The 26,853-nt window shown below is 65.7% G+C and carries 20 protein-coding genes; 4 read left to right on the forward strand and 16 right to left on the reverse strand.

Annotated elements, in window-relative coordinates; translation table 11 throughout:
• Positions 1-98 precede the first annotated feature (98 nt).
• The 16 genes from AC3IT0_RS22250 to AC3IT0_RS22325 form a co-directional block, all read right to left on the reverse strand.
• Positions 99-1,793, reverse strand: a complete 1,695-nt coding sequence (locus tag AC3IT0_RS22250; RefSeq protein WP_489321789.1) for a family 16 glycosylhydrolase — start codon at positions 1,791-1,793, stop codon at positions 99-101.
• Between the two features lie 119 nt (positions 1,794-1,912).
• Complete coding sequence (locus AC3IT0_RS22255; protein WP_489321790.1) at positions 1,913-3,244, reverse strand: M18 family aminopeptidase; 1,332 nt, start codon at positions 3,242-3,244, stop codon at positions 1,913-1,915.
• Between the two features lie 10 nt (positions 3,245-3,254).
• A complete protein-coding gene (locus AC3IT0_RS22260) occupies positions 3,255-4,148 on the reverse strand; it encodes an intradiol ring-cleavage dioxygenase (protein WP_489321791.1) in 894 nt (297 codons plus the stop codon).
• Positions 4,149-4,248: 100 nt separating this feature from the next.
• On the reverse strand, positions 4,249-4,884 hold the full coding sequence (locus AC3IT0_RS22265) for a response regulator (protein ID WP_489323872.1): 636 nt from the start codon (positions 4,882-4,884) through the stop codon (positions 4,249-4,251).
• A gap of 53 nt (positions 4,885-4,937) precedes the next feature.
• Positions 4,938-6,302, reverse strand: a complete 1,365-nt coding sequence (locus AC3IT0_RS22270; RefSeq protein ID WP_489321792.1) for a sensor histidine kinase — start codon at positions 6,300-6,302, stop codon at positions 4,938-4,940.
• Positions 6,303-6,322: 20 nt separating this feature from the next.
• A complete protein-coding gene (locus AC3IT0_RS22275) occupies positions 6,323-7,210 on the reverse strand; it encodes an ABC transporter permease (protein WP_489321793.1) in 888 nt (295 codons plus the stop codon).
• A gap of 14 nt (positions 7,211-7,224) precedes the next feature.
• Positions 7,225-8,187 carry an ABC transporter ATP-binding protein gene (locus tag AC3IT0_RS22280; protein WP_489321794.1) on the reverse strand — a complete coding sequence of 321 codons (963 nt, stop codon included), beginning with the start codon at positions 8,185-8,187 and terminating at the stop codon, positions 7,225-7,227.
• Between the two features lie 171 nt (positions 8,188-8,358).
• Positions 8,359-9,855, reverse strand: a complete 1,497-nt coding sequence (locus tag AC3IT0_RS22285; protein ID WP_489321795.1) for a bifunctional phosphatase PAP2/diacylglycerol kinase family protein — start codon at positions 9,853-9,855, stop codon at positions 8,359-8,361.
• A 29-nt stretch (positions 9,856-9,884) separates the two neighbouring features.
• Positions 9,885-11,114, reverse strand: a complete 1,230-nt coding sequence (locus AC3IT0_RS22290) for an MFS transporter (protein ID WP_489321796.1) — start codon at positions 11,112-11,114, stop codon at positions 9,885-9,887.
• Positions 11,115-11,275: 161 nt separating this feature from the next.
• Positions 11,276-12,958: an ABC-F family ATP-binding cassette domain-containing protein gene (locus AC3IT0_RS22295; protein WP_489321797.1), complete on the reverse strand. Its 1,683-nt coding sequence runs from the start codon at positions 12,956-12,958 to the stop codon at positions 11,276-11,278.
• A gap of 100 nt (positions 12,959-13,058) precedes the next feature.
• Complete coding sequence (locus AC3IT0_RS22300) at positions 13,059-15,047, reverse strand: penicillin-binding transpeptidase domain-containing protein (RefSeq protein ID WP_489321798.1); 1,989 nt, start codon at positions 15,045-15,047, stop codon at positions 13,059-13,061.
• Between the two features lie 138 nt (positions 15,048-15,185).
• Entirely contained in the window at positions 15,186-16,625 is a 1,440-nt protein-coding gene (locus AC3IT0_RS22305) for a phytoene desaturase family protein (protein WP_489321799.1), read from the reverse strand.
• Positions 16,618-18,084: a glycosyltransferase family 87 protein gene (locus AC3IT0_RS22310; protein WP_489321800.1), complete on the reverse strand. Its 1,467-nt coding sequence runs from the start codon at positions 18,082-18,084 to the stop codon at positions 16,618-16,620. The genes AC3IT0_RS22305 and AC3IT0_RS22310 overlap by 8 nt, the downstream gene beginning before the upstream one ends.
• Before the next feature lie 61 nt (positions 18,085-18,145).
• Positions 18,146-18,310 (reverse strand): hypothetical protein, encoded by a 165-nt coding sequence (locus AC3IT0_RS22315; protein ID WP_489321801.1) that lies wholly within the window; start codon positions 18,308-18,310, stop codon positions 18,146-18,148.
• Positions 18,311-18,904: 594 nt separating this feature from the next.
• On the reverse strand, positions 18,905-19,489 hold the full coding sequence (locus tag AC3IT0_RS22320) for a histidine phosphatase family protein (protein ID WP_489321802.1): 585 nt from the start codon (positions 19,487-19,489) through the stop codon (positions 18,905-18,907).
• The gene (locus tag AC3IT0_RS22325; RefSeq protein ID WP_489321803.1) at positions 19,486-20,994 is read right to left on the reverse strand and encodes a CCA tRNA nucleotidyltransferase; all 1,509 of its coding nucleotides are present in this window, start codon (positions 20,992-20,994) and stop codon (positions 19,486-19,488) included. The genes AC3IT0_RS22320 and AC3IT0_RS22325 overlap by 4 nt, the downstream gene beginning before the upstream one ends.
• Before the next feature lie 207 nt (positions 20,995-21,201).
• Between AC3IT0_RS22325 and AC3IT0_RS22330 the strand changes: the two genes are divergently transcribed.
• From AC3IT0_RS22330 to trxB, 4 genes are all read left to right on the forward strand, one after another.
• A complete protein-coding gene (locus AC3IT0_RS22330; protein WP_489323873.1) occupies positions 21,202-21,702 on the forward strand; it encodes an NUDIX hydrolase in 501 nt (166 codons plus the stop codon).
• A gap of 92 nt (positions 21,703-21,794) precedes the next feature.
• Positions 21,795-23,903, forward strand: coding sequence for a murein biosynthesis integral membrane protein MurJ (gene murJ, locus AC3IT0_RS22335; RefSeq protein WP_489321804.1), 2,109 nt, complete (start codon positions 21,795-21,797; stop codon positions 23,901-23,903).
• A 181-nt stretch (positions 23,904-24,084) separates the two neighbouring features.
• Positions 24,085-25,641 (forward strand): ABC transporter substrate-binding protein, encoded by a 1,557-nt coding sequence (locus tag AC3IT0_RS22340; RefSeq protein ID WP_489321805.1) that lies wholly within the window; start codon positions 24,085-24,087, stop codon positions 25,639-25,641.
• Positions 25,642-25,891: 250 nt separating this feature from the next.
• Positions 25,892-26,848 (forward strand): thioredoxin-disulfide reductase, encoded by a 957-nt coding sequence (trxB, locus tag AC3IT0_RS22345; RefSeq protein WP_489321806.1) that lies wholly within the window; start codon positions 25,892-25,894, stop codon positions 26,846-26,848.
• Positions 26,849-26,853 lie beyond the last annotated feature (5 nt).

Consider the following 26,853-nt stretch of genomic DNA (forward strand, 5'->3'; position numbering starts at 1 on the left):
GACCAGACTGGCCGGGACTGCATCCGTAAGGATGGGGTCCCGGCCATGATTGGGCAGGTAGAGTTCCCGGTCCAGCAGGGTGCGAACCGAGGAATTAGTTAGTCATGGCTTCGAGACCCGCTGTCAGTCTGCATTCCGCCAGAAACGGGACGGAATTCCCACGTATAAGAGCCGTCAGCCTTGAGGCTCATCCGTAGGTGACCCCATGTGTCGCTAAACTTCCGTTGCACATAAGAGGGGTCGCTGGTGAACGCCCGGAGGCCGATTCCACCAGTGGACACCTGAAATTGTTGCATCCCGTCCGCAACGCACTGGTCCTCGTTGTTAATCGGGCAGGTCCGCTCATAATTGTGCTGTGAGCCGGACAGCAACACACGAACGCGGTTCGCCCAGAACACGTCAATCCACGGCTTCGCCTTAGAGAAGCGGGTATGGCTCGACGTGTTGCTGGTGAAATACGGATCATGGTAGATAACCGCCAGATGCTTTCCAACGGCCTTCGCCGCTTTCAGGTCGGCGTCCATCTCCGAGGTCATCGCCTGCGCCCGCTTAGCGTTATAACGCCATGTGGCCGTAGGCGCTACAAGAATGTGCCAGTTGCCCTTGTCGAACGAATACCATTCAAGAGCGTCTTGGAACCGTACAACATCAGAGTTAGTTGCGCTCTTCACCGTGGACACGCACTGCCCATCCATGTACCGGTCAAAGTCGTCATTCTCGCCGGGTTCAACATCATGATTCGGGCCAGCGGTCCAGTACGTCTTGGCCTTAGCCGGACCCCACAACTGGTCGTAAGCCCCGAGCGCGGTACAGGTGCCCTTGTCATACTGGAAATCGCCCAGCGCAAGGAAGTTGTCCAGCGAACCGTCGTTGAGACCGGCGATGATACTAGCCGCGTTCTTACCACTGTGCGACGTGGCCGACGTGTTACCCGCAGGGTTTATATCCCCGGTGGCGGCGAACTCAAACGACTCATCGGATGGCGGCGGCGGGGGAGGGGGAGTAGGATCGCCAGCCGCATAGACGCGAACCCAATCCACTCGCATCTCGCCAGCGCCGTTATCAGTGCCGTCTGGGACCCAGTCCAGTTGTAGCGTCTGGTGCATCGAACCGGGAGGCTGGTGCGCGGGGTTGTTGTCCTCAAACCACTTCACCCCATCGACGTAGCCGACGAACCCATTCGGGGACCAGTCAACCGCGTAGTTGTGGAACTGACTAACGTCCAGAGCCTTGGACGCCGACGTCACCGTGTCCGAACATCCAGAGTGGTGGAAGAACTTGATGAGGTTCCAGTCACCCATCGTCTCCGCGTAGTTAACTTCGCCGTCACACGGCCACTTCCCACTATCCGGCCACAGGATCGACACCATGTGGTACTCATTGTCACCCGAACCCGCCGCGCGGACCTCCCACCGGCCGTACTTCTGGCGCGCAAACTTCGCGCTCATTCCAGCGGTGGCGCCCTCCGGTGTTCCAGTCATGACCATTTTGGAACCGTCTACCGTGACCTGCTGGGGACTCCGAATGCCATTCCCCGCGTGGCCGGCACTGTTGTACACGGACCACTTCGCGGCGTCCGGTGCCCCGGTATAGTTGAATTCGTCGCCAGCGGTCGGCGTGCCCCAGTTCAGATCTGTCGCAGCCGAGCCTGTCGTTGGCGTAGTAGGTGTCGGCGTGGCTGATGCTGATGTGGCGGCCGGCGCCGCCGTCGTCACTGGCGGCTGAGCTGAAGGGGCCGAGCAGCCGGCCAGGAAGAGTGCCGCCACCACAAGGGCGACCAAGTGTTTACCCATACGTCAGATGATAAGGGCAACCCTGTCTCAAACCACCATACGGCGCAGCTCGGGCTATTGCGGCCTGGCGGACAGCGCTGAAGCCTGCCGGTAAGAAGGCCTGCCGGTAAACCGAGTGTCTACGATGCCGTCCGGAAGAACAGTTCCGTGACGGTGGCCAGCCGGTGCGGGTCCGCAACACCGCACAGCTCCCTCGCTGAATGCATCGAGAGCAGGGGCACGCCGACGTCGACAGTCCGGATCCCCAGGCGCGTGGCGGTCAGCGGGCCAATGGTGGAGCCGCAGGGCATCACGTTGTTGGACACAAATTCCTGGTACGGCACCTTCGCCTCGCCGCACAGCCTGGCCCAGAATGCCGCGCCGGGCGCGTCGGTCGCATACCGCTGGCTGGCGTTGATCTTCAGCAGCGGGCCGCCGTTCAGGACCGGGTGGTTGGCTGGATCGTGCCGCTCCGGATAGTTGGGGTGGACCGCATGGCCCGCGTCCGCGGAAACACAGAACGACGCCGCCAGCGCCTGCCGCCGCTGGCTCACCGTTGCGCCGAGGCCATCGGAGATCCGCACCAGCACGTCCTCGAGGACGGGCCCGCACGCGCCGGAACGGGAGTTGGAACCGATTTCCTCGTGATCGAACGCCGCGAGGACGGCGATCGGCGCACCGGCTCCCGCAGCACCGGCAACGGAAGATGCACTATGCGCGATCAGCGCCGCCAGCCCGGCATGCGTCGCGGAAAGGTTGTCCAGCCGGCCGGAAGCGAAAAACTCACCGTTGGCCCCGAAAACCGCAGGTGCCTGCGTGTCTGCAATAACGACGTCGTACCCGCCAATCCGCGCAGGATCAACGGAGGCGCCAGGCACATGGGACGCCAAAACACCCAGCAGGTCAAAATCGGCCGGATCGCCCAGGCCCCACACCGGGTTCATGTGCCGCTGCTTGTCCAAGGTCAGGCCGTCGTTGACTGCCCGGTCAAGGTGGATGGCCAGCTGCGGGAAGCGGAGCATGGGCCCGGTGGCAGTGAGGTGTTCGGTACCGTCCAGCATAACCAGCCGGCCCGCCAGCTGAAGTTCGCGGTCCAGCCAGGAGTTGAGCAGCGGTCCACCGTAGACCTCCACCCCGGCCTGCAGCCAGCCGAAGGCTCCCGTGGTGGGCTGGGGCTTGAGCTTGAAGGACGGGGAGTCCGTGTGCGCGCCGAGGATGTTGAACCCGGTGGTGGGGCCGGCGCCTTCCGGGACCACCCAGGCGATCAGCGCGCCGTCGCGGACCAGGTAGAACGAACCAGCCCCGCCGGCCCAGGGCTCACGCTCGTCCAGGCCCGTGAACCCGGCTTCGCCCAGCCGCCGGGCGGCCTCGTGGACAGCGTGGAAGCTCGACGGCGATGCGCTGACGTACGCGCCAAGGTCCTGGATATGGTCAATGGCACTGGAGGCGGCGGCACTGGAGCGTGAAGGCATGGTTCCGAGTCTAGATGGTCACATTGAGCCCGGCGGTGTAGCCGGCGGAGGCCGATCCGGTCATGGTGGCCAGCTGGTAGATGCCGCCGTCGTCTCCGAAGACGTTGTCCGACTGCAGCGTGGTGCGGGGGAAGTTCCGCGCGCTGGTCTCATAGCCGGCCATGGCATAGACCTCCTTACAGGCTGCGTCAGTCAGGGCGATCTGCGATACCGCCAGCACCTGTCCGGCGGCGGTGGCGTTGCCCATGGATTCGAATACCTCGAAGTGGATGTGCGGCCAGCGCCCGGAATAGGCTCCGGGGAAGACGGACGTGAAGGTGACCTGGCCGTTGGCGTCCGCTTCCTGGACGCCGCGGAGATAGTTTTCGTTGGACAGGCCCGAATCGTACATGGAGTACCTTCCGTCGCGGTCGCAGTGCCAGGCGTACACGGCCGCACCGGCGAGGGGCACGCAGCCGTTGGCGTTGTCCAGCAGGGTCAGGGTGAACGTCAGCGGCACGCCTTCGGCCGTGGCAGACCCGGTTCCGAAGCTTGAGGTGATGTCCTGCCGCACCACGCCGGAGGCTGCAAGGACGTTGGGCCCGTTGGAGCCGTCACCCGGGAACGGACCTGCCGTTTCCGCGGGGATCTCCACGCCGCACTCCGCGATCGCCCGGGTGAGCGTGGGGCTGGCGGTGGGAGCCGCCGTCGTGGTGGCCGCAGAGGCGGCGGCTGAAGCGCTCTCGGTGGCGGCCGACGTCGACGTGCCGGCTGTGGTGCCTGACCCGCCGGGGGTGCACGCTGCCATCGCCGCTGCCGCACCGCCGGCGCCGAAGATCATTCCGAGGGAACGGCGGCTGATCATGGTGGACAGATCAAACTCAAGGCCGCGGTCGTGGTTGGGGTGGGGAAGGTGGTTGCTCATGGCTCCATCCAACGCGCCCCGCCTATCCCCTGCATAGGCCCTTCCTGTGCGGAACCTGTGCGTCAGTCGGCCGCGCCAGCGTCAGTCGTCCGCGCCAGCGTCAGTAATCAGGATTGCTGGGGACCACCAGGCCAGTCTCGTAGGCGTAAACCACTGCCTGGACCCGGTCGCGCAGGTGGAGCTTGGTCAGGATCCGGCGGACGTGGGTCTTAACCGTTGCTTCGGAGAGGAAATACCGGTGCGCAATCTCGGCGTTGGAGAGGCCCTCCGCCATGGCTTCGAGCATCTCGGTTTCGCGCGGCGTGAGGTCTTCGAGCAGGGAATCCCGCGGCGCGGCGGAGGGGGCCGGCACGGCTGCGCCGCGGACATAGGTTTCCAGCAGCCGCTGCGTGACACGCGGTGCCACCACGGCATCCCCGCTGGCCACCACCCGGACGGCGCTGACCAGGTCCGACGGCGCCACGTCCTTGAGGAGGAACGCGGACGCGCCTGCCTGGAGCCCCGCGAAGGCGTATTCGTCCACATCGAAGGTGGTGAGGATGATGATCCGGGCGCAGGATCCGGAGGCTGTGATGGCGCGGGTTGCCTCGATACCGTCCAGCACGGGCATCCGGACATCCATCAGCACCACGTCGGGTTTGAGGTCCCGGACCAGCCGGACCGCCTCCGCACCGTCGGAGGCCTCGCCCACAATATGCAGGTCTTCCTCGCCCTCGAGGATGAGGCGGAACCCCATCCTCAGCAGCGGCTGGTCATCCACCAGCAGGACGGTTATGAGTTGGTTATCAGTCACGTGTGCCTTGCAGTTGGGATGGACGGGTGTGGGGTTTCCGCGGGCTCGTCGGCCGGCCAGCTCAGGACGGCACACACGCGCCAGCCGCGGCCGCGCCGCCCGGCCACCACCGTGCCTGCGTAGATGCGCGCCCGTTCGGCCATCCCCGCCAGCCCCTGGCCGGAACCGGGCCCGACGCCGGAGCCTGGGAGTCCTGAACCCGGCCCGCCGCCGTCGGAGGCGCCTGGGCCCGGGACTCCCGCGCCGTCGTCGAGCACTTCAATGGTGACGGTGGAACCGTTCCGGACGATGCCGACGTCCACCCGACCCAAGGACCGGCCGTAGCGGAGCACATTGGTCAGTGACTCCTGCACAATCCGGTAGACCGTCAGCTGGAAGGCCGCGTCGTCGGGCAGCGCCGGGCCGGTGTGCGAGTAGTGCAGCGGCAGGCCTGCGGTCCGGAAGCCTTCCAGGAGCTTGGCCAGGCTGTCGCCGGAGGCGAGGGGCTGCCGCGGCGCCGTCCCGCCGGCGTCGTCCCGGAGTACACCCAGGACACGCCGCATGTCAGCCAGCGCGGTCCGGCCGGTCCGGGACAGTTCGCCGAGCACCTCACCGGCGCGGTCGGGACTTTTCCGGACCACGACGGCGGCGCCATCGGAGAGGCTGACCATCACCGTCAGTGAGTGCGCCACGACGTCGTGCATTTCGCGGGCGATCCGGTTGCGTTCGTTGACGGAGGCCAGGCTGGCCGTCCGCGCCACCCACGCGGCGATCTCCTGCTCATGCTCCCGCCGCTGCCGCACCGAGATGCCGATCCCGGTGGCGATGACGTTGGACAGGGCGATGGTGGCGCCGGTGGCGATGCTGGTCAGGAGGTGGAAGTCGCCAGGATTGCCGCCGGCGTCGTGGACGAAGGAATTCTCCATGGGACCGACAGCGGCCAGCAGGTACAGCAGGGCCAATGGCGCGGTGGCGGCGGCCATGGCCACCAGCGCGAACCGGCGCGTGTGCACCACGGCCACGGCGTAAAGCGAGAACCAGAGCCCCGCCGACGCATTCGAGCCCCACGGGTGGAGCAGCGTGACCGCCACTTCCATGACCGCGACGAAGGCCGTCAGCGCCACGGAGTGGGAGCGCCGGAAGAACAGCGCCCCCGCGACCACGAAGAGGAGCGCCGCCGCCAACCAGGCGCCGGACAAAATCGCGTCCACCGCTGTCGGCGCCACCAGCAGCGCATAGCTGAACACCACCACTCCGTCCATCACCCGGGGATGCTGGTAAAGGTAGCGCCGGAGCAGGCCCCGGCGCTTGGCCGTGATTTCGGCAAGGGACGCGTCGGCCTGGCTGGCCGGCGCGTCCCTGACGAGAGCCGCTTCATTCATGCTTTGAGCCTAGTGTCCGCCTAGACGTCGCGTTTCTTGAGCACAATCATGGCCGGCACCAGGAACAGCAGAACGTAGCCCAGGAAAATCAGGCCGCCCTGCCAGGGATCGATGACGCCGTCGGTGTGGCCGATGGCGAGGAACCGTCCGCCGGCGTCGCTGGGGAGGTACTGCGGCACGTACTTCCAGAAGTCACCGGGGATGAAGGTCATAAAGCTCGCCGCGATGGACAGGACGAAGAACAGGCCCACCAGCACGGTGATGCCGCCCGCGGAATTGCGCAGCAGTGCGCCCAGGGACAGGCCGATCAAGGCCACCCCGGCAACGTAAAGGCCGCCCGTGAAGACGCTGTAGAGCACCCCGTCCGTGGACCAGTCCAGGTCCAGGCCCAATCCCTGAAAGACCGGCATGGCGATCAGGAACGTGGCCACGGCGGCGATGGTGGTGATGACGTAGGAGATCACGGCGAGCAGGATCGCCTTGGCCACAAAGGCCGGCGTGCGGCGCGGGACGGCGTTCATGGTGGAACGGATCATTCCGGTGGCGTATTCGGAGGAGATGAACAGGACGGCCAGCGAGCCCAGCACCAGGATGCCGATCTGCAGGCCGGCGTTGGGCAGGTTGTACAGGTCGAAGCCCGATCCGGGCGGGAAGGTCTGGGCCATCATTTCCGGCGTCAGGGTCTGGCCCTGGTCCCTGGCCTGCCGGGCCATTTCATCCAGGAAGGAGAACCGGATCAGGACCGCAAGGGCCCCGACGCCGATAATCGCCACGAGAGTCAGGAGCAGCAGGATGCGGGTGGACATCAGGGAGAACAGCTTGATCCATTCGGACCGAAGCACGCCGGCGAAGGTCACGCCCTTGGTGCCGGCGCTGGAACGGACCCGGGAAGTCTGGGTATCAGTCATGGTGGTCATCGTCCTTACTTTCCTGCCGTTGCCGGGGCGGTTTCCGGGGCGAACTCGCCGGCGGGTCCACCGGTCAGGTGTGAGTGGTATTCCACTTCGTCCTTGGTGAGATCGAAGTAGGCGTCTTCCAGAGACGATTGCTGCGGAGTGAGTTCGTACACGAGCACCCGGTTGTCCAGTGCCACCTGGGCGATCTGGCGTGCGTCCAGGCCCGTCACTTCCAGGGTTTCGGGCTGGCCCTGGTCCACGGTCACGCCATCGCCGGACAGCAGGGCTGACAGCTGGGTGGCCGCGGACGTGCGGACCAGGGTCTTGGCCTGACGGGTTCCCGCAATGATGTCCTGCACGGGGGCGTCGGCAATGATCTTGCCGCGGCCTATCACAATCAGGTGGTCTGCCGTCTGGGCCATTTCGCTCATGAGGTGTGAGGACAGGAAGACGGTCTTGCCCTGCCCGGCGAGGTAGCGGACCAGGTTGCGGACCCACAGCACACCTTCCGGATCGAGGCCGTTGACCGGCTCGTCCAGGATCAGTGTCTGCGGATCGCCAAGAAGGGCGTTGGCAATGCCCAGGCGCTGGCCCATGCCCAGCGAGAACCCGCCGGCCTTCTTCTTGGCCACCGCCTCCAGGCCGGTCATCTCGATGACTTCATGGACTCGGGACGTGGGAATGTTGTGCGTAGCCGCCATGGCCCGGAGATGGTTGTAGGCGCTACGGCTGGTGTGGACCGCCTTTGCGTCCAGCAGCGCACCCACCTCGTGCAGGGGGGCCTTGTGATCGGCGTAGTGCAGGCCGTTGACGGTGACCGTGCCCGACGTCGGCCGGTCCAGTCCCATGATCATGCGCATGGTGGTGGATTTGCCGGCACCGTTCGGGCCCAGGAAGCCCGTTACCTGCCCTGCTCTGACGGTGAAGCTGACGCCGTCAACCGCCGTTTTGCTGCCGTAGACCTTTGACAGGCCTGTTGCCTCAATCATGGAAATGTTCCTTAGGACAGCAGCCTGGTGGCTGCGGGATGCGGGGAAGTTTTCGTGTGTACGCTCCACGCTACCGACGGCACGGCCGGATTTCGCCGGTCTCAGGGATGATTCAGGGGCGAATCAGGGTAGTCCGCACGGATGATTACGGGTCCCCTCCGCGACGCAGCCTTAGGTGCGGGGCGAGTAGTACGTCAGGGCTCGCGGTTCCACCCGGATCCGGACGCTGCGCACGCCAGCCAGCGCCTCGCCGTCGACCGCCAGTGCCAAGGGGGAGCCTTCCGACTCAATCCGGACCTCCGCGGCCTCCCGCAGGTGGGTGATCCGGGAGGTCGCCACCGTGCCGGTCAGCACCGACCACAGGAGCCGGAGCCGGGCAAAGGATTCGTCGGCGGTGATCATGCGGACATCCAGGACGCCATCGTCCAGCACTGGCCGCGACAGGGGCGCGTGGTCCCGCGGGTAGTAGCGCCCACGTCCGTTGTAGGCGATCCAGAGTTTGTGCCGGACACCGTCCACGGTCAGGGTGGTGGGCGTTCCCGCGGCGAAGGTCCGGAACATGGCCACCACGCCGGCCAGCGGTTTGCCGAGGGCTGGCTGCAGCTGCTCCCTGCGCCGGACCAGGTTGGGGTACAGGCCGATGCTGGCCGTGTTGAGCATGAGCAGGTCAGCTGTTTCCGGGTTGTCCGCCAGCCCGCGCTCCACGGTCACAATGCCGACGTCGGCCCGGGCGGCTTCACCCGCGGCTGCGGCTGCCACGGCGTCCTTGAGGTTGGCAGTCCCCGCGTCCCGGGCGAAGTGGTTAAGCGTTCCGCCGGGGAGCACCAGCAGGGGAAGGGAATCTTCGACGGCGGCCGCGGCCGCGGTGCCAACGGTTCCGTCGCCGCCCCACACGCCCAGGGCCCGGGTGTCCGGGCGGGAAGCAGTGGCCTGGACGGCGTCCTCCAGGCGCTCTCCCAGCTCGACCGTTTTTATATGCGCTTTTGGGAATACTTCCTGGAGGGCGTCGGCCGTTTGATCCGTGAAGGAGCCGCCCAATGTATTCACCACAATGCTGAGACCTTCACCGCCCGGCAGCTCAGGGGCCTGGGCTGCGGTGCGGGACACTCCGGGAAAAGGTGGGCGGACGGGCCACCACTTCCGGGTCACCAGCGCTGCCCCTGCGCCGATCGCCGAACCGAAGAACACATCCGATGGCCAGTGGGCCCCCGTGTGGACACGGGAGTAGGCCACCCCCAGTGCCGCCGGCGCAAGTGCCGCACCAACAACCGGCTTGACCAGCCCGGCGCCGAGCGCGAATGCGATGGCGGAGGCGGAATGCCCCGATGGCATGGACGAGCTGGTGGGCTGCGGATGGACGAACCGGAAAACCGGCAGATGCTCAGGGAGCGGCCGTGCCCGCGGCAACAGGGTTTTGAATACCACGTTGGTCACAGCCGATGCCACCGCTTGGGCGATCAGACCATGCAGGGCGGCCCGACGGGGCTTGCCGGGAAACGCGGCCATGATCGCCGCTGCCCCGATCCACAGTTTGCCGTGGGTGGCGGCGGCGGAGAGACGGCGGAAGAGCTCATCGTGGTTTCCTCCCGGGAACGACGACACGCCGCGGACCAGGCGCCGGTCCACGCGGCTGATCCATCCCGGACCCTTGCGCCACGCTCTGTACATCTACCCACCCTAATACCGGCGGGGCCTCCCTATTTGGAGGACAGCGGCTTGGAGGACAAAGGCTTGGAAGGCAGGGGCCTCGCGGCGCCGGCAAGGAGGAGCGCCACCAGGATCGGGGCGAGGATCGCGAGGAGCGCCAGATGGATTCCCGTGATGTCGCCCAGGTAGCCCAGCAGCGGCGGGCCGGCGAGGAAGGAAACATACCCCAGGGTGGATACGACCGAGACCCTCGCCGCTGCATGCTTCGGATCGTCGGCCGCGGCGGACATTCCCATGGGGAAGGCCAGCGCTGAGCCCACGCCCCACAGCGCAGCACCAACCCCGGCCAGCCAGATGTTCCCGGCGAGCACAAAAAGGCACAGACCCACCGTGGCCGCGGCCATGCTGGCCCGGAGCACTGCGACCCGTCCGTAGATGTCGATCACGCGGCCGCCGAAGAGCCGCATCGCCGTCATCGCCAGGACAAACAACGCGAACATCAGGGCGCCGGTGGATTCCGAGGTACCCAGGCCGTCAACGGTGGCCTTGGCGATCCAGTCGTTTCCGGCGCCTTCGGTGAGGGTTGCACCCAGGACCACAACGCCTATCAGCAGGGTACGGCTGTCACGCCAGGCCGATGGCCCCTTCACGGCCGTCGGTTCACCCTCGACCGGAGCCGCCTGGGCCGCGTGGGGGAGGAAATAGCGGGGCGCCACGAGGGCTACTACCACCACCACACCGGCGATGGCCAGCAAGTGCATTGGCAGGCGGACGCCGATCGTTGACAGGCCTGCCCCGATCAGCGCCCCCACAAAGGCGCCCCCGCTGAAAGCAGCATGGAACTGGGGCATGATGGTGCGCCGAAGCTTGTGCTCGACGTCGGCCCCTTCAATGTTCTGGGAAACGTCCCACAGCCCGACGCCGATGCCGAAGAAGAACAGCGAAACGGCAGTGCCCGGGACCGATTCGGCCGACAGGGAAAGGGCAATGCCCACCGCGGCCAGGGCTGACAGCAGGGCGCCTGCCCGCACCGCGTTGGCGGTGCCGATCTTTCCCACCACAAGTCCCGCCGTCGGAAGGGCCAGCAGTGAGCCAACGGCGATGCACAGCAGAAGCGTGCCCATCTGGCCGGAGGTCAGGTGCAGCGTTTCGGTGACGGCGGGGATCCTGGCGGCCCAGCTGGCAAAAACGAAGCCGTTGATTCCGAAGACCACAAAAGTGGCGGCGGCGGCTGCCCTGAGGGACGGTCCGGCCGCCGTGTTGGTGATGTCAGTCTTCATGCTCGAATGCTAGCAACCGAAGGCCACTTAACCACTTTGCCTGCCTCCACCCCGGACGCTCTCTCACCTTTGGCCGGAAAAATGCCAACGCTCTCTCACTTTCTTGAGGCAAGTGAGAGAGCGTTGGCGAATCGGGCCCTATAAGTGAGAGAGCGTCGGGGTCAGCGGGCGCGCTCAACCCGCTTTTCGTCCCACACGGGCTCAGCGGATTCGTAGACGCGGCCGTCGGACCCGAACACCAGGAACCGGTCGAAGGTGCGGGCAAACCAGCGGTCGTGCGTGACGGCCAGGACGGTTCCCTCGAAGTGGTCGATGGCCTTTTCCAGTGCCTCGGCCGAATGCAGGTCCAGGTTGTCCGTGGGCTCATCCAGCAGCAGGAGCGTGGCGCCGGAGAGCTGCAGCAGCAGGATCTGGAACCGCGCCTGCTGGCCGCCGGAGAGGGACTCGTACTTTTGCTCCGACTGCGATGCCAGGCCGTAACCGTCCAATGCGCCGGCGGCGGCCTCGCGTCCCAGGCCGGACCGGTGCTCGTCGCCCCGGTGCAGGATCTCCAGCAGGGTCTTGCCCAACAGGTCGGGCCGGACGTGGGTCTGGGCAAAGAAGCCGGGGCGGATACGGGCGCCGAGTTTCACGGTGCCCTCGTGCGGCACCTCGGCGATCTCGACGTCGGACACGGGGAGGTGTTCCCGTTCCGGGTCCGTTCCACCGGTGGCGAGCAGGCGCAGGAAGTGGCTCTTGCCGGAGCCGTTGGAGCCGAGCACACCCACGCGGTCACCGAACCACACCTCGGTGTTGAACGGCTTCATCAGCCCGGTCAGTTCCAGCCTTTCAGCCACGATGGCACGCTTGGCGGTCCGGCCGCCCTTGAGCCGCATATGGACGTTCTGCTCGATCGGCAGTGCCTCGGGCGGCCCGGCCTCCAGGAATTTCGCCAGCCGGGTCTGGGCCGCGTGGTAGCGGTTGGCCATGTCGGAGCGGAACGCCGCCTTGTTCTTGTACATGTTGACGAGTTCCTTGAGCTTCACGTGCTCCTCGTCCCAGCGTTTGCGGAGCTCCTCGAAGCGGGCGTTCCGGTCCGCGCGGGCGTCCACGTAGGAGCCAAAGCCGCCGCCGTGCACCCAGGCACCGGCGCCGTTGATGCCCGGTTCGAGGGTCACGATGCGGCCGGCGGCATTGTTCAGCAGCTCGCGGTCGTGGCTGATGAAGAAGACAGTCTTTTTGGACTCGTTGAGCTTGTCCTCAAGCCAGCGCTTGCCGGGCACATCGAGGTAGTTGTCCGGTTCGTCCAGGAGCAGGAGTTCGTCAGGTCCCGCGAACAGTGCCTCCAGCACGAGCCGCTTCTGCTCGCCGCCGGAAAGGCTCGACGCCGGGCGGTGCTGTGCGCGGTCAAAAGGCAGTCCGAGGGCGGCCATGCAGACCTCGTCCCAGACAGTCTCGACGTCATAGCCGCCGGCATCTCCCCAGTCCACGATCGCCTGCGCGTACCGCATCTGGGTGGGTTCGTCGTCGTGCTCCAGCATGGCAAGTTCAGCCTCGTCCACCTCCCTGGCAGCGGCGGCGAGGGCCGGCGGGGCAGCCGATACCAGCAGGTCGCGGACGTTGGAATCGTCCCGGACCTGGCCCACGAACTGGCGCATGATGCCCATGTTTCCGGAGCGCCCGATCACACCTTCGTCCGGAACGAGGTCGCCGGAAATGATCCGGAAGAGGGTGGTCTTGCCCGTGCCGTTGGGTCCGATCAGGGCGGTTTTCGTACCGTCCGGGACCTTGAAGGTCACGCCGTTGAGCAGCTGCGTGCCATCGGAAAGGAAGTAGTCAATACCGGAAATGTCTATGTGGGCCACGCCAACAATCTTCCCACGGCCGCCCCACCCGGGTTTTTGTCCAGCTAATCGGCCCCTGCCGCCACTTTGCGCGCATTAGCTGGACAAAAACTCCGGCGGGTCAGCCGGCGGCAGCCAGGAACTGCTTGAGCAGCGGCCCGGACGTGGTGGCCCCGAGGCCGCCGTCCTCGACGAACACCGCCACGGCCAGGTCACCGTGGACAGCGACAATCCAGGCGTGTGTCCTGGGCGGGGTCTCCTTGCCGTACTCCGCCGTGCCGGTCTTGGCGCCCACGGGCGCGCCCGGAACGGTCGACAGGAAGCCCGCGTGGCCGGACGTGACCACCGCCCGCATCATGTCGGACAGTTCCGCGGCCTCGGCGGCAGTGATCGGCTGGCCGGACGCCTGGGACGGCGCTTCTGGCGTAACGGTCGACGACGGCGATGCGCCCTCCGCCGTCGCCGCGCCCGAGCTGTCTGCCGCGGCAGCGCTGGCGTCGGGATTCAGGACCAGCTGCGGTGAGACGGGGGATCCCTTGCCCACGGAGCCGGCCATGATGGCCGCCGCCAGTGGGGACATGAGCACTTTGCCCTGGCCGATCATCGAGGCAGCATGTTCGGTTCCGGCAGCCTCGCCCGGAACGGACCCGAGGAACGCCGCGGCACCCAGCGAGGGGGCCTCCACGGCCACGCCCATGGCGACGGCGGCAGCCTCAAGCTGGGCCTGCGTGACAGTGTCGCGCGCAGCGATGAACGCCGTGTTGCACGAGTGGGCAAAGGCATCGCGGAGTGCCACCGACCCCAGTGAGGTTTCCGGGTAGCCTTCCGCGTTCTTGAACGTCCGGCCGTCCACGGTCAGGGTGGGTGTGCACTCCACCTTCGAATCGGGCGTCAGGCCGTTGCGGATCATGGCGAGCGAATCGACGATCTTGAAGGTTGACCCGGGCGCGTACTGGCCCAGCATGGCGGTGTTGTAACCGTTGCTTCCCGGGCCGGAGGCTGCCGCGAGAACGGCACCGCTGGAGGGGCGGAGCGCCACAATGGCCGACGCCGGGCCCACCTCGGCGAGCGTGCTCTCGGCGAGTGACTGGAGGCTTGGATCCAGCGTGGTTTTCAGGGACGTGCCGGGGGTCGGGGCCATCTCGAACACCACCCTGCGGGGATCTGTCCCCGCGGCCTGGATCTGTTCGCGGGTCAGGTCTGCCCGATGGGCACGGATCACCACGGCGTCGGTGCCCCGGAGCTGTGCGTCGTACTGCTGCTGGAGCCCGCCGATGCCGGTCACGTCACCGGCGGTCAGGACGCCGTCGGACGCCTCGATCTGTTCCGCCGTGGCCTCGCCGACGGTGCCGAGGACTGCCCTTGCGAACGTGCGGCTGGCTGCCAGCGGCTGGGTTTCCGGGATGGCGCGGGCGCCGGGGATGGCCGTGATCTGCGCGTCGGTGACGGTGCGGCCCTCATCGCGGAGGGTGATGGCCCGGACGAAAGCCTCGGCCCCGGAGGCCGCAACCTGTTGGGCGTAAGCGGCGGGATCCACACCCACCAGTTCGGCCAGTTTGGTGGCTGACGCGGCGGCGTCCGCGGATCCCAGAAGCAGTCTGTCGATCCCGACGTTGACCACGGGACGGTACGTGACCAGCTTCGCGTCGCCGGCGCCCAGGATGTCGGCGCGCTGCGGCGACTGCGTGCCCTTGCTGAGGATTTCGTTGTCGGCGAGTCCGGGAACCAGGACTGCCGGGTTCCAGACCGCCATCCAGTTGTCCCCCGACTTCTTGAACTCTGCGGAGACCGTGTACTTCCACTCGCCGGTGCCGATTTTCCAGGTGTAGTTCAGCGGAACGGTTGCAGTGTCGCCGTCCAGGGTGAGCTCGCCGGCCGCCACGGTGGGCTTGTCCGGCTCCAGGGCCTTGAAGACGTCCTGGACCTGTTGCTTGGCCACCCCGGAGTCTTTGCCGTCAAAGGCGACCGAGCCGACGTCGAGCGCGGAAAGAGCGGACGCAAACTGCTTAGCCGCGCTTTCGGCACCCCCTCTGCCGTCGTCGCAGGCAACCAAGGAGGCGCCGAGAATGAGTCCAGCTATGGCAAGTGACAGTTTCTTTGAGTTCCCCACGGCGCTATTATGCCCCGATTTGGAGAGCGCTTACTGTCACCCGTTCCGCGCGAACGGACAGTTGAGGCCCCACCGCCGTGCGCGAAAGGACACTTAAGCCCCCGCCGACAGAGGCTTAAGTGTCCTTTCGCGCCGGGTTTAGAGGCCGAGTGAAGGGACCCCAAGACCAAACATGTCCTTTAGGGCATGTTTCGCGGCGAAGTACCCTGGCATCCCCGTGACGCCGGGACCGGGCGGCGTGGAGGACGAACAGAGATACACGCCGGGCATCGGCGTCCGCCACGGAACGCTGGAGACGATGGGGCGCTGGACAAGTCCGCGCACGTCCATGATGCCGGCGCTGAAGTCACCGCCCACGTAGTTCCGGTTGTAGCTGGCAAGTTCCGCCGCCGTGGTCACGTGGGTCTGCAGCACAACGTCCCGGAACCCGGGCGCAAAGCGCTCCAGCTGCGCGGTCACGGCCTCGCCCATGTCCCGGGTTGATCCGGCAGGTACATGGCAGTACGCCCAGAGGATCTGCCGCCCGGCCGGCGCCCGGCCAGTGTCGAAACGTGATGGCTGGGCCACCAGGACATAAGGGCGTTCCGGATGCTTCCCCGCGGAGACTTCATTCTCGGCATGTGCCAGCTCCGCGCGGGTCCCGCCGACGTGCACCGTGCCGGCGTCGCCCAGTTCCTTGGCCGCCCAAGGAACGGGACCGGACAGGATGAAGTCCACCTTGCAGGAACCATTCCCGTAGCGGAACGCCTCCAAGGCTTGCCGGTACCTGGCCGGGAGCCTGTCGCCCGCAATGTTCAGCAGACCCCGGGGGGCCACGTCCAGCAGAGTGGCCCGCGCGCCGCGGAGTTGTTGGAGGCTCTCGACCGGCGCTCCCGTATGGATCACCCCGCCATGGGCACGGATATCGGCTTCCAGAGCGGCCGCGATGGAGGCCGATCCGCCAAGCGGAATCGGCCAGCCTTGGGCGTGGGCCAGTGCAGTGAGCATAAGCCCCGCACCGGCAGAGGCCAGCGAGGGCAGCTGCGAGACCGCATGCGCAGCCACTCCGCTGAGCAGTGCAGGCGCAAGATCCTCATTGAACCGCGAGTTCCACAGCCGCGATCCCTGCTCAAGTGTCCGCAGCCCGAAGAGCGTCGCCGCCAGGGGATTCCGGGGGATTCTGAGCAGCTGGTGCTGCGTCAGATCCATCACGCCGTCAATGCGGCTAACGAGCGGGCCAAGAAGCCGGCGGTAGGCGCCGCCGTCCCTGCCCAGGTCGTGGACCGTCCGTTCGAGGCTGTGGTAGCCGAGCGCCGCCCGCCCACGGTCCAGCGGTGATCCGAACGAAAGCTCAGGGACCACCAGGTCTATCCGGCGTGCCAGTTCGAAGTCACGGAAGAAGCGGGAAGCCAGCGCCATGGGGTGCACGGCCGAGCAGATGTCATGGAAGTGCCCCGGCTGTATCAGTTCGGCGGTGCGGGTGCCGCCTCCGATGGTGTCTGCCGCCTCGTGGACTTCGACGGAGAGGCCGGCGCGCGCCATCACGGCGGCTGCAGCCAGCCCATTGGGTCCGGACCCGACGACGGCGACGTCAGGCATGATGTTTCGTCCGCCAGGGGAGCACCGCGCGTGAGGGATGGCGGGGGCTGAAGCGCAACCACTCCGGCGCTCCGTCGAACGGCCCTCCCTGCGGATCATCAAGGTGATGGCGGCGGACCGGATCGTAGTCCGGGTCATAGATGTCCCACACCACCCGGAACATCAAATATGCCGTTGCAAGCATATGTGCTGCCACTGCCAGGACGTAGTAGGGCATGTCAATATTGTGCTGCGTCGGGCCCTGGCTGGTCACCTGGCCCAGGTACATCCAGACGGCTGCCCAGTGCAGGCCTTCAACGCCCTGCCAAATGAGAAAGTCCCGCCACCGCGGCCGGGCCAGCGCCACCAGCGGGATAAGCCACAGGACATGCTGTGGCGAATAGACCTTGCTGGTCAGAATGAAAGCACCCACCAAGAGGAACGCCAACTGGGCCAGCCTCGGCCGTCGTGCTGCTGTCAGCGCCACCGCGGCAATCACGGCGCAGGCCAGCAAGAACGCGGCCAGGGCCAGCCAGTTGATGGTTGCGGGATCCAGCACGGGCCAGCGCAGCCGCCGGGCCACCAGGTTGTAGGCGAACCATAATGACCCGTAGCCGGTTTCCCTCGTCTCGGTGAAGCTGAAGAAGTACCCCCAGCCGGACGGGTTGGCGACCACAACAGGAACATTAACCGCCAGCCAGGCCGCTGCGCTGGCGCCGGCCGTAACCAGGAACCCGCGCATCCGCCCGGTCCGCAATGCCAGTAGGAGGATGGCACCGAGAACCAGGGCGGCGTAAGGCTTGGTCGCTGCGGCGAGGCCGATCAGCATGCCGGCCAGGACCAGCCTGTCGCGCGAAAAACACAGCATGCCCAGCGCCAACAAGGCCACGGCCCACATGTCCCAGTTGATGGCTCCGGCCAGCACGATGCCAGGTGCCAGCGCCACCATGGCCGCATCCCAGGGGCGCCGCTGTGACATCCGGGCCGTAGCCAGCACGGTGACAATCCATACGGCTGCAACCAGCGTGGCATTAACGTCGAAGTAGCCGAGGATCCGCGCTTCGCTGGCGCCTGAGCCCGGGATCAGCCAGGCAGTCACTCCGGCAATGAATCCCATCAGGACAGGGTCTTCAAAAACAGATCCCGGGCTCAGAACCGAGAAGGTGCCGTCTCCCAAACCGCGGTTGCGGAAAAACTCCGGGAAGTCGGAATAGCAAGTGGAATAGAACTGACCGGGGCTCGACCAGCCGTTCGCCCGGCAGTAGCCCTTGATGGCGATGCCGGCCAACGCCGCCAGCACGGTCAGGATGATCAGGACGCGTTCCACGGTAAAAACGCCGGGGGAGATGAGGCCCGGCGCCGACCGGGCACCCATCGGCCCGCCGATCAGTTCCGTGAAGTTCTTCAGCAGCAGGTCGCTGCGGCTCGGAACAACCAAGCGGGCGCGCCGTGGGTGCGCCGGTGGCTTCGTTTCCTGCATGTCTGAGAGCTTACCCGGGACGTGCGCTGCCGGACCGTGGACTCCATACTCGGGCCCCGCCTCAGTTCATGCCGCGCATGTGCTGGTGCAACAGGACGAAAACGTCTTCGCGTTGCCGGTCCAGAAGCTGCCCGTTGAATTCCCGTCGGTCATCCCGGACAGGTCGGTCATCAGGCATCCGCAGGAAGAATAGTGCTTTCTTGATTCTCTTGATCATGGTGGTCACCTCCTTTCGATGCAAAATTGGGCATGACAAATAAGGCCATTTAATATCGGAGCAATAACGGCATAATTAGGCAGGCAAATGCCCGGTGGTTATGAATTGTTCGCAAAATGCGAAGAAAGACCCTGTTGCAGCGGCGGTGCAGACCCCAACAAAGAAGCTGGGTTCCGAACTATGGGGATGCCGCGTCGCCGCGAGGACGAGCCCTGAAGCTACGCCGACACGAGACGATCAGCAGGCTCCGCCTAAGGCGAGCCATCCGAGGAGGAGGGGCCTGGATATACCTTCATTGCATGTGGCGCCGCCGCGGGGCGGGATCAGTTGCAGGAAGGCTAGGAGGCATTCACTCCAATAAAACGGCGCGCAAAAGCATCAGAGGCCGGGGTGGCGGTGACGGTCATCATCCATCCGCTAGTCAAAGTAATCATTTTTCCCAACCTCCTTTTCTGTTATGCCGCTGCCTCGGCTGACTGGCCGGGCAACGCGCGCCGCGACCCCGGCAAAGACGCTCTGGGGTCTGGAATAAAATTACCCTACGAATAGCGCAATGCGCCACCTAATTCGCAAAGTTTTTCAAGAAAGTTTATGAATGCGCCTTCAGAGTCCCCAGCGGACAATGGCCGGGGTCCGCTTATCCCAGCCGAGCGTGCAGACTTTCGCGGTTCCCAGGATGAAATGGCGGCCTTCTGCGGGCGCCAGTTCCAGCCAGCGCGCGGTAAGGATCCGGGAGAAATGCCCGTGCGCCACGATCAGCACGTTGTCCAGCCCGGATTCCAGCACGCGGGCCACAATCTTGTCGGCGCGGGCTGCCACTTCGTCCAGGGATTCACCGTTGGGCACACCGTGGGTCCAGATCAGGTAGTCCGGGTTGTCCTTGCGGATCAGGTCCGAACTGATGCCCTCATAGTCGCCGTAGTTCCATTCCACGGCCAGCGGCTCGTGCTGCGCGTCCGGGAATCCGGCCAGCTCGGCTGTGCGCCGGGCACGGCGCAGAGGGGACGTCAGGACCAGGTCGAAGTCCACCTGGTCCAGGACCTTGCGGGCCTCCACGGCCTGCTGCTCGCCTTCCACGGTCAGGGGCAGGTCGGTGAGCCCGGTGTATTGCCCGCTCTTGGACCACTCGGTCTCACCGTGGCGCAGGATCCAGAGCTGGGGGCGGGGCGCGGTCATCGGGTAAGTCATTTGGACTCCTCGTTCGGGGAATGTTCGACGGCGGCGGGGGACTCTTCTGCTTCCGGAACCGTGGGTGCCGCCTCGGGCTGTTCCGCCCACCAGCCCAGCAGCCTCGCTTCGGCGTCCTCCGGCTGCAGCGGTCCGAGTTCCATCCGTTCCTCGAGGAGGAACTTGTAGGCACGGCCCACCACCGGACCAGGCTTCAGGTTCAAGAGGGCCATGATTTTGGCACCGTCCAGATCGGGCCGGACCGCATCCAGGGACTCCTGCTCGCGCAAGGTAGCGATCCGGTCTTCCAGGTCGTCGTAGGCGAAGGCGAGCCGTTCAGCCTTGCGCTGGTTGCGGGTGGTGACGTCCGAGCGGGTCAGCCGGTGCAACCGCTCCAGCAGCGGGCCGGCGTCCGTGACGTAGCGGCGGACGGCGGAGTCGCTCCAGCCGGCGTCACCGTAGCCGTAGAAGCGCATGTGCAGTTCCACCAGCCGGGCGACGGCCTTGATGGTGTCGTTGTCGAAGCGCAGGGTCTTCATCCGCTTGGCCGTCAGCTTGGATCCCACCATGTCGTGGTGGCGGAAGCTGACCGCGCCGCCCGGTTCGAAACGCCGCGTAGCCGGCTTGCCGACGTCGTGCAGCAGCGCTGCGAACCGCAGCACAAAATCGGGGCCCGGCACGGCGCCGTCGGCGTCCGTTTCCAGGGCAGCTGCCTGTTCCAGGACCTGCAGGGAGTGCTGGTAGACGTCCTTGTGGCGGTGGTGCTCGTCAGATTCCAGCCGCAGGGCGGACACCTCAGGCAGCACGAACTCGGCGAGGCCGGTGTCCACCAGGAGGTCCACACCAGCGCGGGGGTGGACACCGCAGATGAGTTTGACCAACTCATCACGGACCCGTTCAGCCGAGATGATCTTGATCCGCTCGGCCATCTGGCTCATGGCCAGCCGCACGTCGTCGTGCACGGAAATACCCAGCTGCGAGGCGAACCGGGCAGCGCGCATCATGCGGAGGGGATCGTCGGAGAAGGAGGCCTCGGGTGAACCGGGCGTCGCCAGGACAGAGGCGTTGAGGTCCCGGACGCCGCCGAACGGATCAATAAGTTCAAGGGAGGGGAGCCGCAGCGCCATGGCGTTGATGGTGAAATCGCGGCGCAGGAGATCGTCGGTGAGGGAGGTGCCGAAGGCCACCACGGGCTTGCGGGACTCGGGATCGTAGGCCTCGGCCCGGTAAGTGGTGATCTCGATCTGGAAGCCGGCCTTCCGCATGCCGATCGTCCCGAAGGCGCGGCCGATCTCCCAGAAGTTGTCCGCCCATTTCTTGATCAGGGCAACTGTCTGGTCCGGGTTGGCGTCCGTGGTGAAGTCCAGGTCCGGCGAGGTGCGTCCCAGGAAGAGATCCCGTACCGGACCGCCCACCAGGGACAGCTCATGGCCGGCGTCGACAAAGCGCTGCCCGAGCTCCAGGACCACCGGGTCCACCTGGAAATCGACGGTGTTGGAATCAGTCTTGTGATGTGCGTGCGCCATAGTTACTTAAGCTTGTCAGAAACCAGCGGCTTGGCAGGCCAAAATCTCCTCAAGATCGCGCCTATTCGCGCACAGCCCCTCAAAGTGCGTCATACGCGGTCCATCTTGATGTCATGTTCCAGTCATCATGATCGGACAAGAGTCGTTAGAGTGGACTCCATGGCCCATCCCGTACCGAGCGCTCCCGGCAGGAGGACAAACGCACCGTTGCCGTCGGCAATTGGTGCCCACGTCGCGCCTGCCTTGCACTCGGCCCCGGCCTCGCTGCCCACGGTGGAGGAAATTTCCGCCGGCGGCGTTGTGGTGGACACATCCGACGGCGACCTAAGAGTTGCGATCATTGCCCGCCTTAACAGGGGCGGACGGCTGGAGTGGTGCCTGCCCAAGGGCCATCCGGAAGGCAAAGAAGACAACCAGCAGGCAGCAGTCCGCGAGATTGCCGAGGAAACCGGCATCGAAGGCGACATCCTGGCGCCGCTGGGCAGCATCGACTACTGGTTCACTGTCAGCGGGCACCGCGTCCACAAGACCGTGCACCACTATCTGCTGCGCGCCACCGGCGGCGAACTCACCATCGAAAACGATCCGGACCACGAAGCCGTGGACGTCGCCTGGGTCCCCATCAAGGAACTCGCACGGAAGCTCTCGTTCCCCAACGAGCGCCGCATCGCGGATCTGGCCCGGGACGTCCTGCCCGAACACCTCTAAGGCCGTCTCCGCTGGAGCCGCGTATATGCCTTCACCGGCATACAGCCCGTCCATTGCGGTACAAAAGGCGTCCGGGTGAGACGATGAACTCGATGTCAGCTACCAATCCCCCCTCCGACAAGGCAGGCCGCGCAGCCCCGGGCGAAACCGCGAGTGAAACCCGGTCCAGCGCCATCATGGCTGCGGGCACCCTGGTGTCCCGGTTCCTGGGCTTCGGCAAGACCTGGATGCTGGGTGCCGCGCTGGGCCTCGGTTCCACGGTTAACGACACATTCATCAACGCCAACAACCTGCCCAACCTGATCTTCCTGCTGGTGGCCGGTGGTGTGTTCAACGCCGTGCTGGTGCCGCAGATCATCAAGGCGAGCAAGGCCCCGGACAGGGGAGCGGACTACATCAGCCGGCTGCTGACGCTGGCCGTGCTCCTGCTGCTTGGCCTCACCGCGCTGGTCACGCTCGCTGCTCCGTGGGTCATTGAGTTGACCACGCAGGGTTATTCGCCGCAGCAGAAGGCCCTGGCGGTTGCGTTCGCCTTCTGGTGCCTGCCCCAGATCTTTTTTTACGGTCTCTATGCCCTGCTGACGCAGGTCCTCAACGCCAACGGTGCGTTCGGGCCTGCCATGTGGGCCCCCATCCTGAACAACCTGGTGGCCATTGGCGGCCTGGGTATGTTCATCTGGATTTTCGGCGAAAACGCCATGAATCCGCACACGCTGGACAACTGGGGCCCGTCCCAGACCCTGCTGGTGGCCGGGTTCTCAACAATTGGCGTTGTGGCCCAGACAGCCATCCTGCTGATCCCGGTGATCCGCCTGAGGCTGGGTCTCCGGCCCCGGTTTGGGTGGCGCGGAGTGGGCCTTGGCCAGGCAGCGAAGCTGAGCGTGTGGACGCTCCTGACGGCCGCCGTCGGGCAGTTGGCGTTCCTGTACGTCATGCGCATCGCCACAATTCCCGGTGCCGAGCGCCTCCGGCTGCAGGAGGCGGGGGATCCGGCGGCGGAGATGCTGCCCGGCAACGCTGTCCTGGAGGTGGCCAGCCAGCTGTACCTGCTGCCGCACTCCATCATTGCGCTCTCGCTCGCCACTGTCCTGTTTAACCGGATGACCCGCGCTTCGCAGGATGGCAACCGCGCGGAACTCCGCGAGGCCCTCTCGCATGGCCTCCGCACCATGGCGGTGGCCACCGTCTTTGGCGCGCTGGCACTCTTCGCGCTGGCCGGGCCGCTGGGCATGTTCTTCTCCGGTGGTCCGCGCCAGGACGGCGTGATGCTGGCCCAGACGCTCACCATCCTTGCGCTCAGCACCCCGTTCATGAGCGCCAACTTCATGATGTCGCGGGTTTTCTACGCCAATGAAGACGCCCGCACGCCCTTCCATATCCAGCTGCTGCTCGCGGTGGTCTACGTGGCCGGTGCCTTTGGGATCCAGTTCCTGCCGGTGGGCCAGATCATTTATGCCATCGCCCTCCTGTACATGGTGGGCAACATTCTCTCGGTGATCATCAGCGCCTACTTCCTGCGACGGCTACTGGGCCACCTCGACGGCCCGCGGATCGCCAACTCGTATATCCGCATGGGCTATGCGGCGCTTGGTTCAGCGATCGCCGGCGCCGGGGCCCTGTGGCTGATGGGCAGCTACAGCGCGGACGGCTTCGCCTGGAGCGGCCGGCCCGCTGCCTTGGTGACGGTCATCGTCGTCGGACCCATCATGTTGGTTGCCTACCTCTTCCTCCTCAAGATCTTCCACGTCGCAGAACTCCGCGACCTCATGCGCCCGCTGCTGGGGCGGCTGGGGCGCCGTACCGGACCGTCCGGCGGCGCCGGGGGAACGCCGCCGTCGGCCGCGGGTGCCGACGTTTCCGGAACGGAACGTCCGACGCCGGAACGCGCCACGGTCGCGGTGGACACCGGCCTGATTCCTCGGATCTCCGGCGAATTCGATGCCGTGTCATTCCGCGCAGGACCCATACCGGAACCCCAGGCATCGCCTTCGGCGCCGTCTCAGAGCGTCCGCGGGGAAACTGACAGAGTCGCTGACGGGGGCGCTGAACCCGCCGAGGGATACCTTCCCGCCGAGGACGTGCCCGGCACGGCGCGGGGCGGGCTGCTGCGCGACGAGATTCCCCTTCCCGGCCGGCGCACGTTCCAGGGCAAGGCCGGACAGAACCCCCATTTCAGGCCACGACGGCCTCGAAAAAAGTGATCTTCGCGCGGTTTTTGGCTGCCTGTCGACCACGACGGCCATGGCCGATCGGCTAGGATCGACAGTGAACAGGGGTAGTTGCAGGCAAGCGCAGACCGGCTCGCCGGCCGGCTTTTGACCGGTTTCTGACCGGCGGTGGCATCATCTACGCCGGCATTCCCGGACAGTCTAGGAGGAACAAGTGTCCCACCCGATCGACGTTGGATCAGTACTCGGCGGCCGCTACAAGGTCACAGCCACGGTATTGACCTCACACGACCAGGATCTGGTGCTGGACGGGGTGGACCAGGTTCTCAACCGACCGGTCAGCATTCTGGTCGCCGGCCCGGACAACACCGAACAGGTGGCCCAGAGCGCCCGCGAGGTGGCGACAGGTGAGCGACCGGGTACCGTCCAGGTCCTGGACCTCGGGGTCACCGAGGCCGCCACGTACCTCATCACCAACCACACGTCCGCGGCAGACCTGTTGGACCTCGTGGTTGCCTCCCACGCGCCTTACGTCGAGCCGTTCTTCACGGATACCCTTGGCAGCGAAATTTTCGGCCAGGTCCGTTCCCACGAACCGGAGCCGTACGAGGACGAAGAGAACGTCGACGCCGGGTACATCAACTACTCGGACAATCACCCCACTAAGGTTGACTCATACCGGTCTGCCGCGCCGGTTGTTCCTCCGCTGGTACCCCCGGTCATTCCTGCCCGGCCGCCACTCCGTCCGGCAGTCCGTCCGGCGTCGGGATCCGCCAGGACTGGAGCTGCTGGGGCAGGGGCCGCCGCTGGCGCCGCTGCGGCGCATCAGCAGGTGACAGCACCGCAACCGGTGCAGGCTACGGAGAACCGGTCGGTTTCCGGGCCGGCAGAGCCCAAGACGGGCGCGGGATCCGATTCGCCCAAGGTTTCTTTGTGGTCCGAGGACGACTACTCCAACGACTCCCAAGACGCCGGCTACGACGAACCCGTGGTCTCCCGAGGGCCGGAGCGCTCCGATCGCGCAGCGGGCGCGTTCCCGTCGCTTGCCCGGAAGGTGTCTCCCGCGGCCGCGGTACCGCCTTCCGGCGGGACGGATGACTATTACGACGACGACGAGCCCGAGCGTGAGCCCCGCTCCATGCGCTGGCTGGTGGGCGGGCTGCTTGCCGTGGTGCTGATTGCAGGGCTGGTCTTTGCGGTCACCAACCTGGGCAGTCTCTTCAAACCGGCCCCCCAGGCGGGCGCATCCTCGGCTTCGACGGACTCCACCCAGCCCAACACGGGGCCGACTTCCCCGAACCCGAGCTCCGCACCGCCGGCAGCACCGCCTGCCATCGACAACATCACCCGTCAGGGGGATTTTGACTTCGCAGCCACCTACGACGTGGATCTTGTGAAGGCGTTTGACGGCAACGCAGCCAGCTATTGGTCAGACATGGAGTTTGCCACCGAGGGCTGGGGCGGTCTAGCAAGCGATGGTGTGCCGTTGTTCGTCAAGCTGAAGAATCCGGCCACCGTTTCGTCCATCTCCCTGACTCAGCTCGGAGCCTCGGGCGGTAACCTCAGTGTCTTCACCAATGACCGTCCGTCACTGGACGGCGCCAAGCTGGTGGGGAACAACAGCTTCACTTCAACGGATCTGACCATGCCGCTGGCCGAACCGGTGCAAGCGCAGTACGTGATCGTGTCCATCAAGGCGCTGCCCAAGCTGGCCGCCCCTAAGACCCGCTACGGCTTTGGCATCCGCCTGGCGGAGATTAAGATCCAGTAGGGCCACACCAGCGTCCTGCCCATTGAGCCGCGGCTGTTCTGCCCGGAGCATTGCTCCGCAGTAACAGACGCGGCTCAGCTGTCTTCAGACGGTAATCTGGAAGGACGTCCCGTCCAAGTGACGGGGTTATGGCCACTGCTGGCTCCTCCGTTCGCGCGGCGCCCGGAATATTCACCACCAAGATTCAGTTGTGCCATGTGGCCGGCCGCAAAAAGCCGGCGCATCGACTAAGGAAGAGGTTCACCGTTCAGTGAGCAACGCAGAAAACACCGCGTCCGAAGTACGTGATGTCATCATCGTCGGCTCGGGCCCGGCCGGGTACACGGCCGCTGTCTACACGGCGCGCGCCAACCTGAAGCCTTTGCTTCTGGCCGGATCAGTCACGGCCGGTGGCGAACTGATGAACACCACCGACGTCGAGAACTACCCAGGCTTCCCCGAAGGCATCATGGGGCCGGACCTCATGGAGAATTTCGAGAAGCAGGCAGCCCGATTCGGAACCGATATCCAGTTCGAGGACGTCACCGCACTGGATCTCGACGGTGACGTCAAGACTGTCACTATCGGCACCGGAGAGACCTTCCGGGCGCGGGCGATCATCCTCTCCACCGGATCCGCTTACCGTGAGCTGGGCCTCCCGAACGAAAAGCGCCTCTCCGGCCATGGCGTCAGCTGGTGTGCAACCTGCGACGGTTTCTTTTTCAAGGACCAGGACATTGCGGTCATCGGCGGGGGAGACTCGGCGATGGAAGAAGCCCTCTTCCTGACCAAGTTCGCCAAGTCCGTCACGGTTGTGCACCGCCGCGACACCCTCAAGGCTTCCAAGATCATGGCAGACCGTGCCCTGACCCACGACAAGATTTCGTTCATCTGGAACAGCTCCGTTGACGACGTCATTGGAGCGGACAAAGTCACCGGGCTCAAGATCAAAAACCTGCAGGACGGCACCGTGTCTGACCTCGCCGTCACGGGCGTCTTCGTTGCCATCGGAAACGACCCCCGCACCGACCTGGTCAAGGACTCTTTGGAGATCACGGCGGCCGGCACCATCGCCGTCGAGGGCCGGAGTTCCAAGACCAGCATCCCGGGCGTCTTCGCCGCCGGCGATGTTGTTGACCCCACCTACCGCCAGGCCATCACAGCCTCCGGTTCCGGATGTGTTGCTGCTATCGACGTAGAACACTACCTCGCAGACCTTCACGCGTAATTCGC

The sequence above is a fragment of the Pseudarthrobacter sp. KH_020_B genome (genome assembly GCF_057840185.1).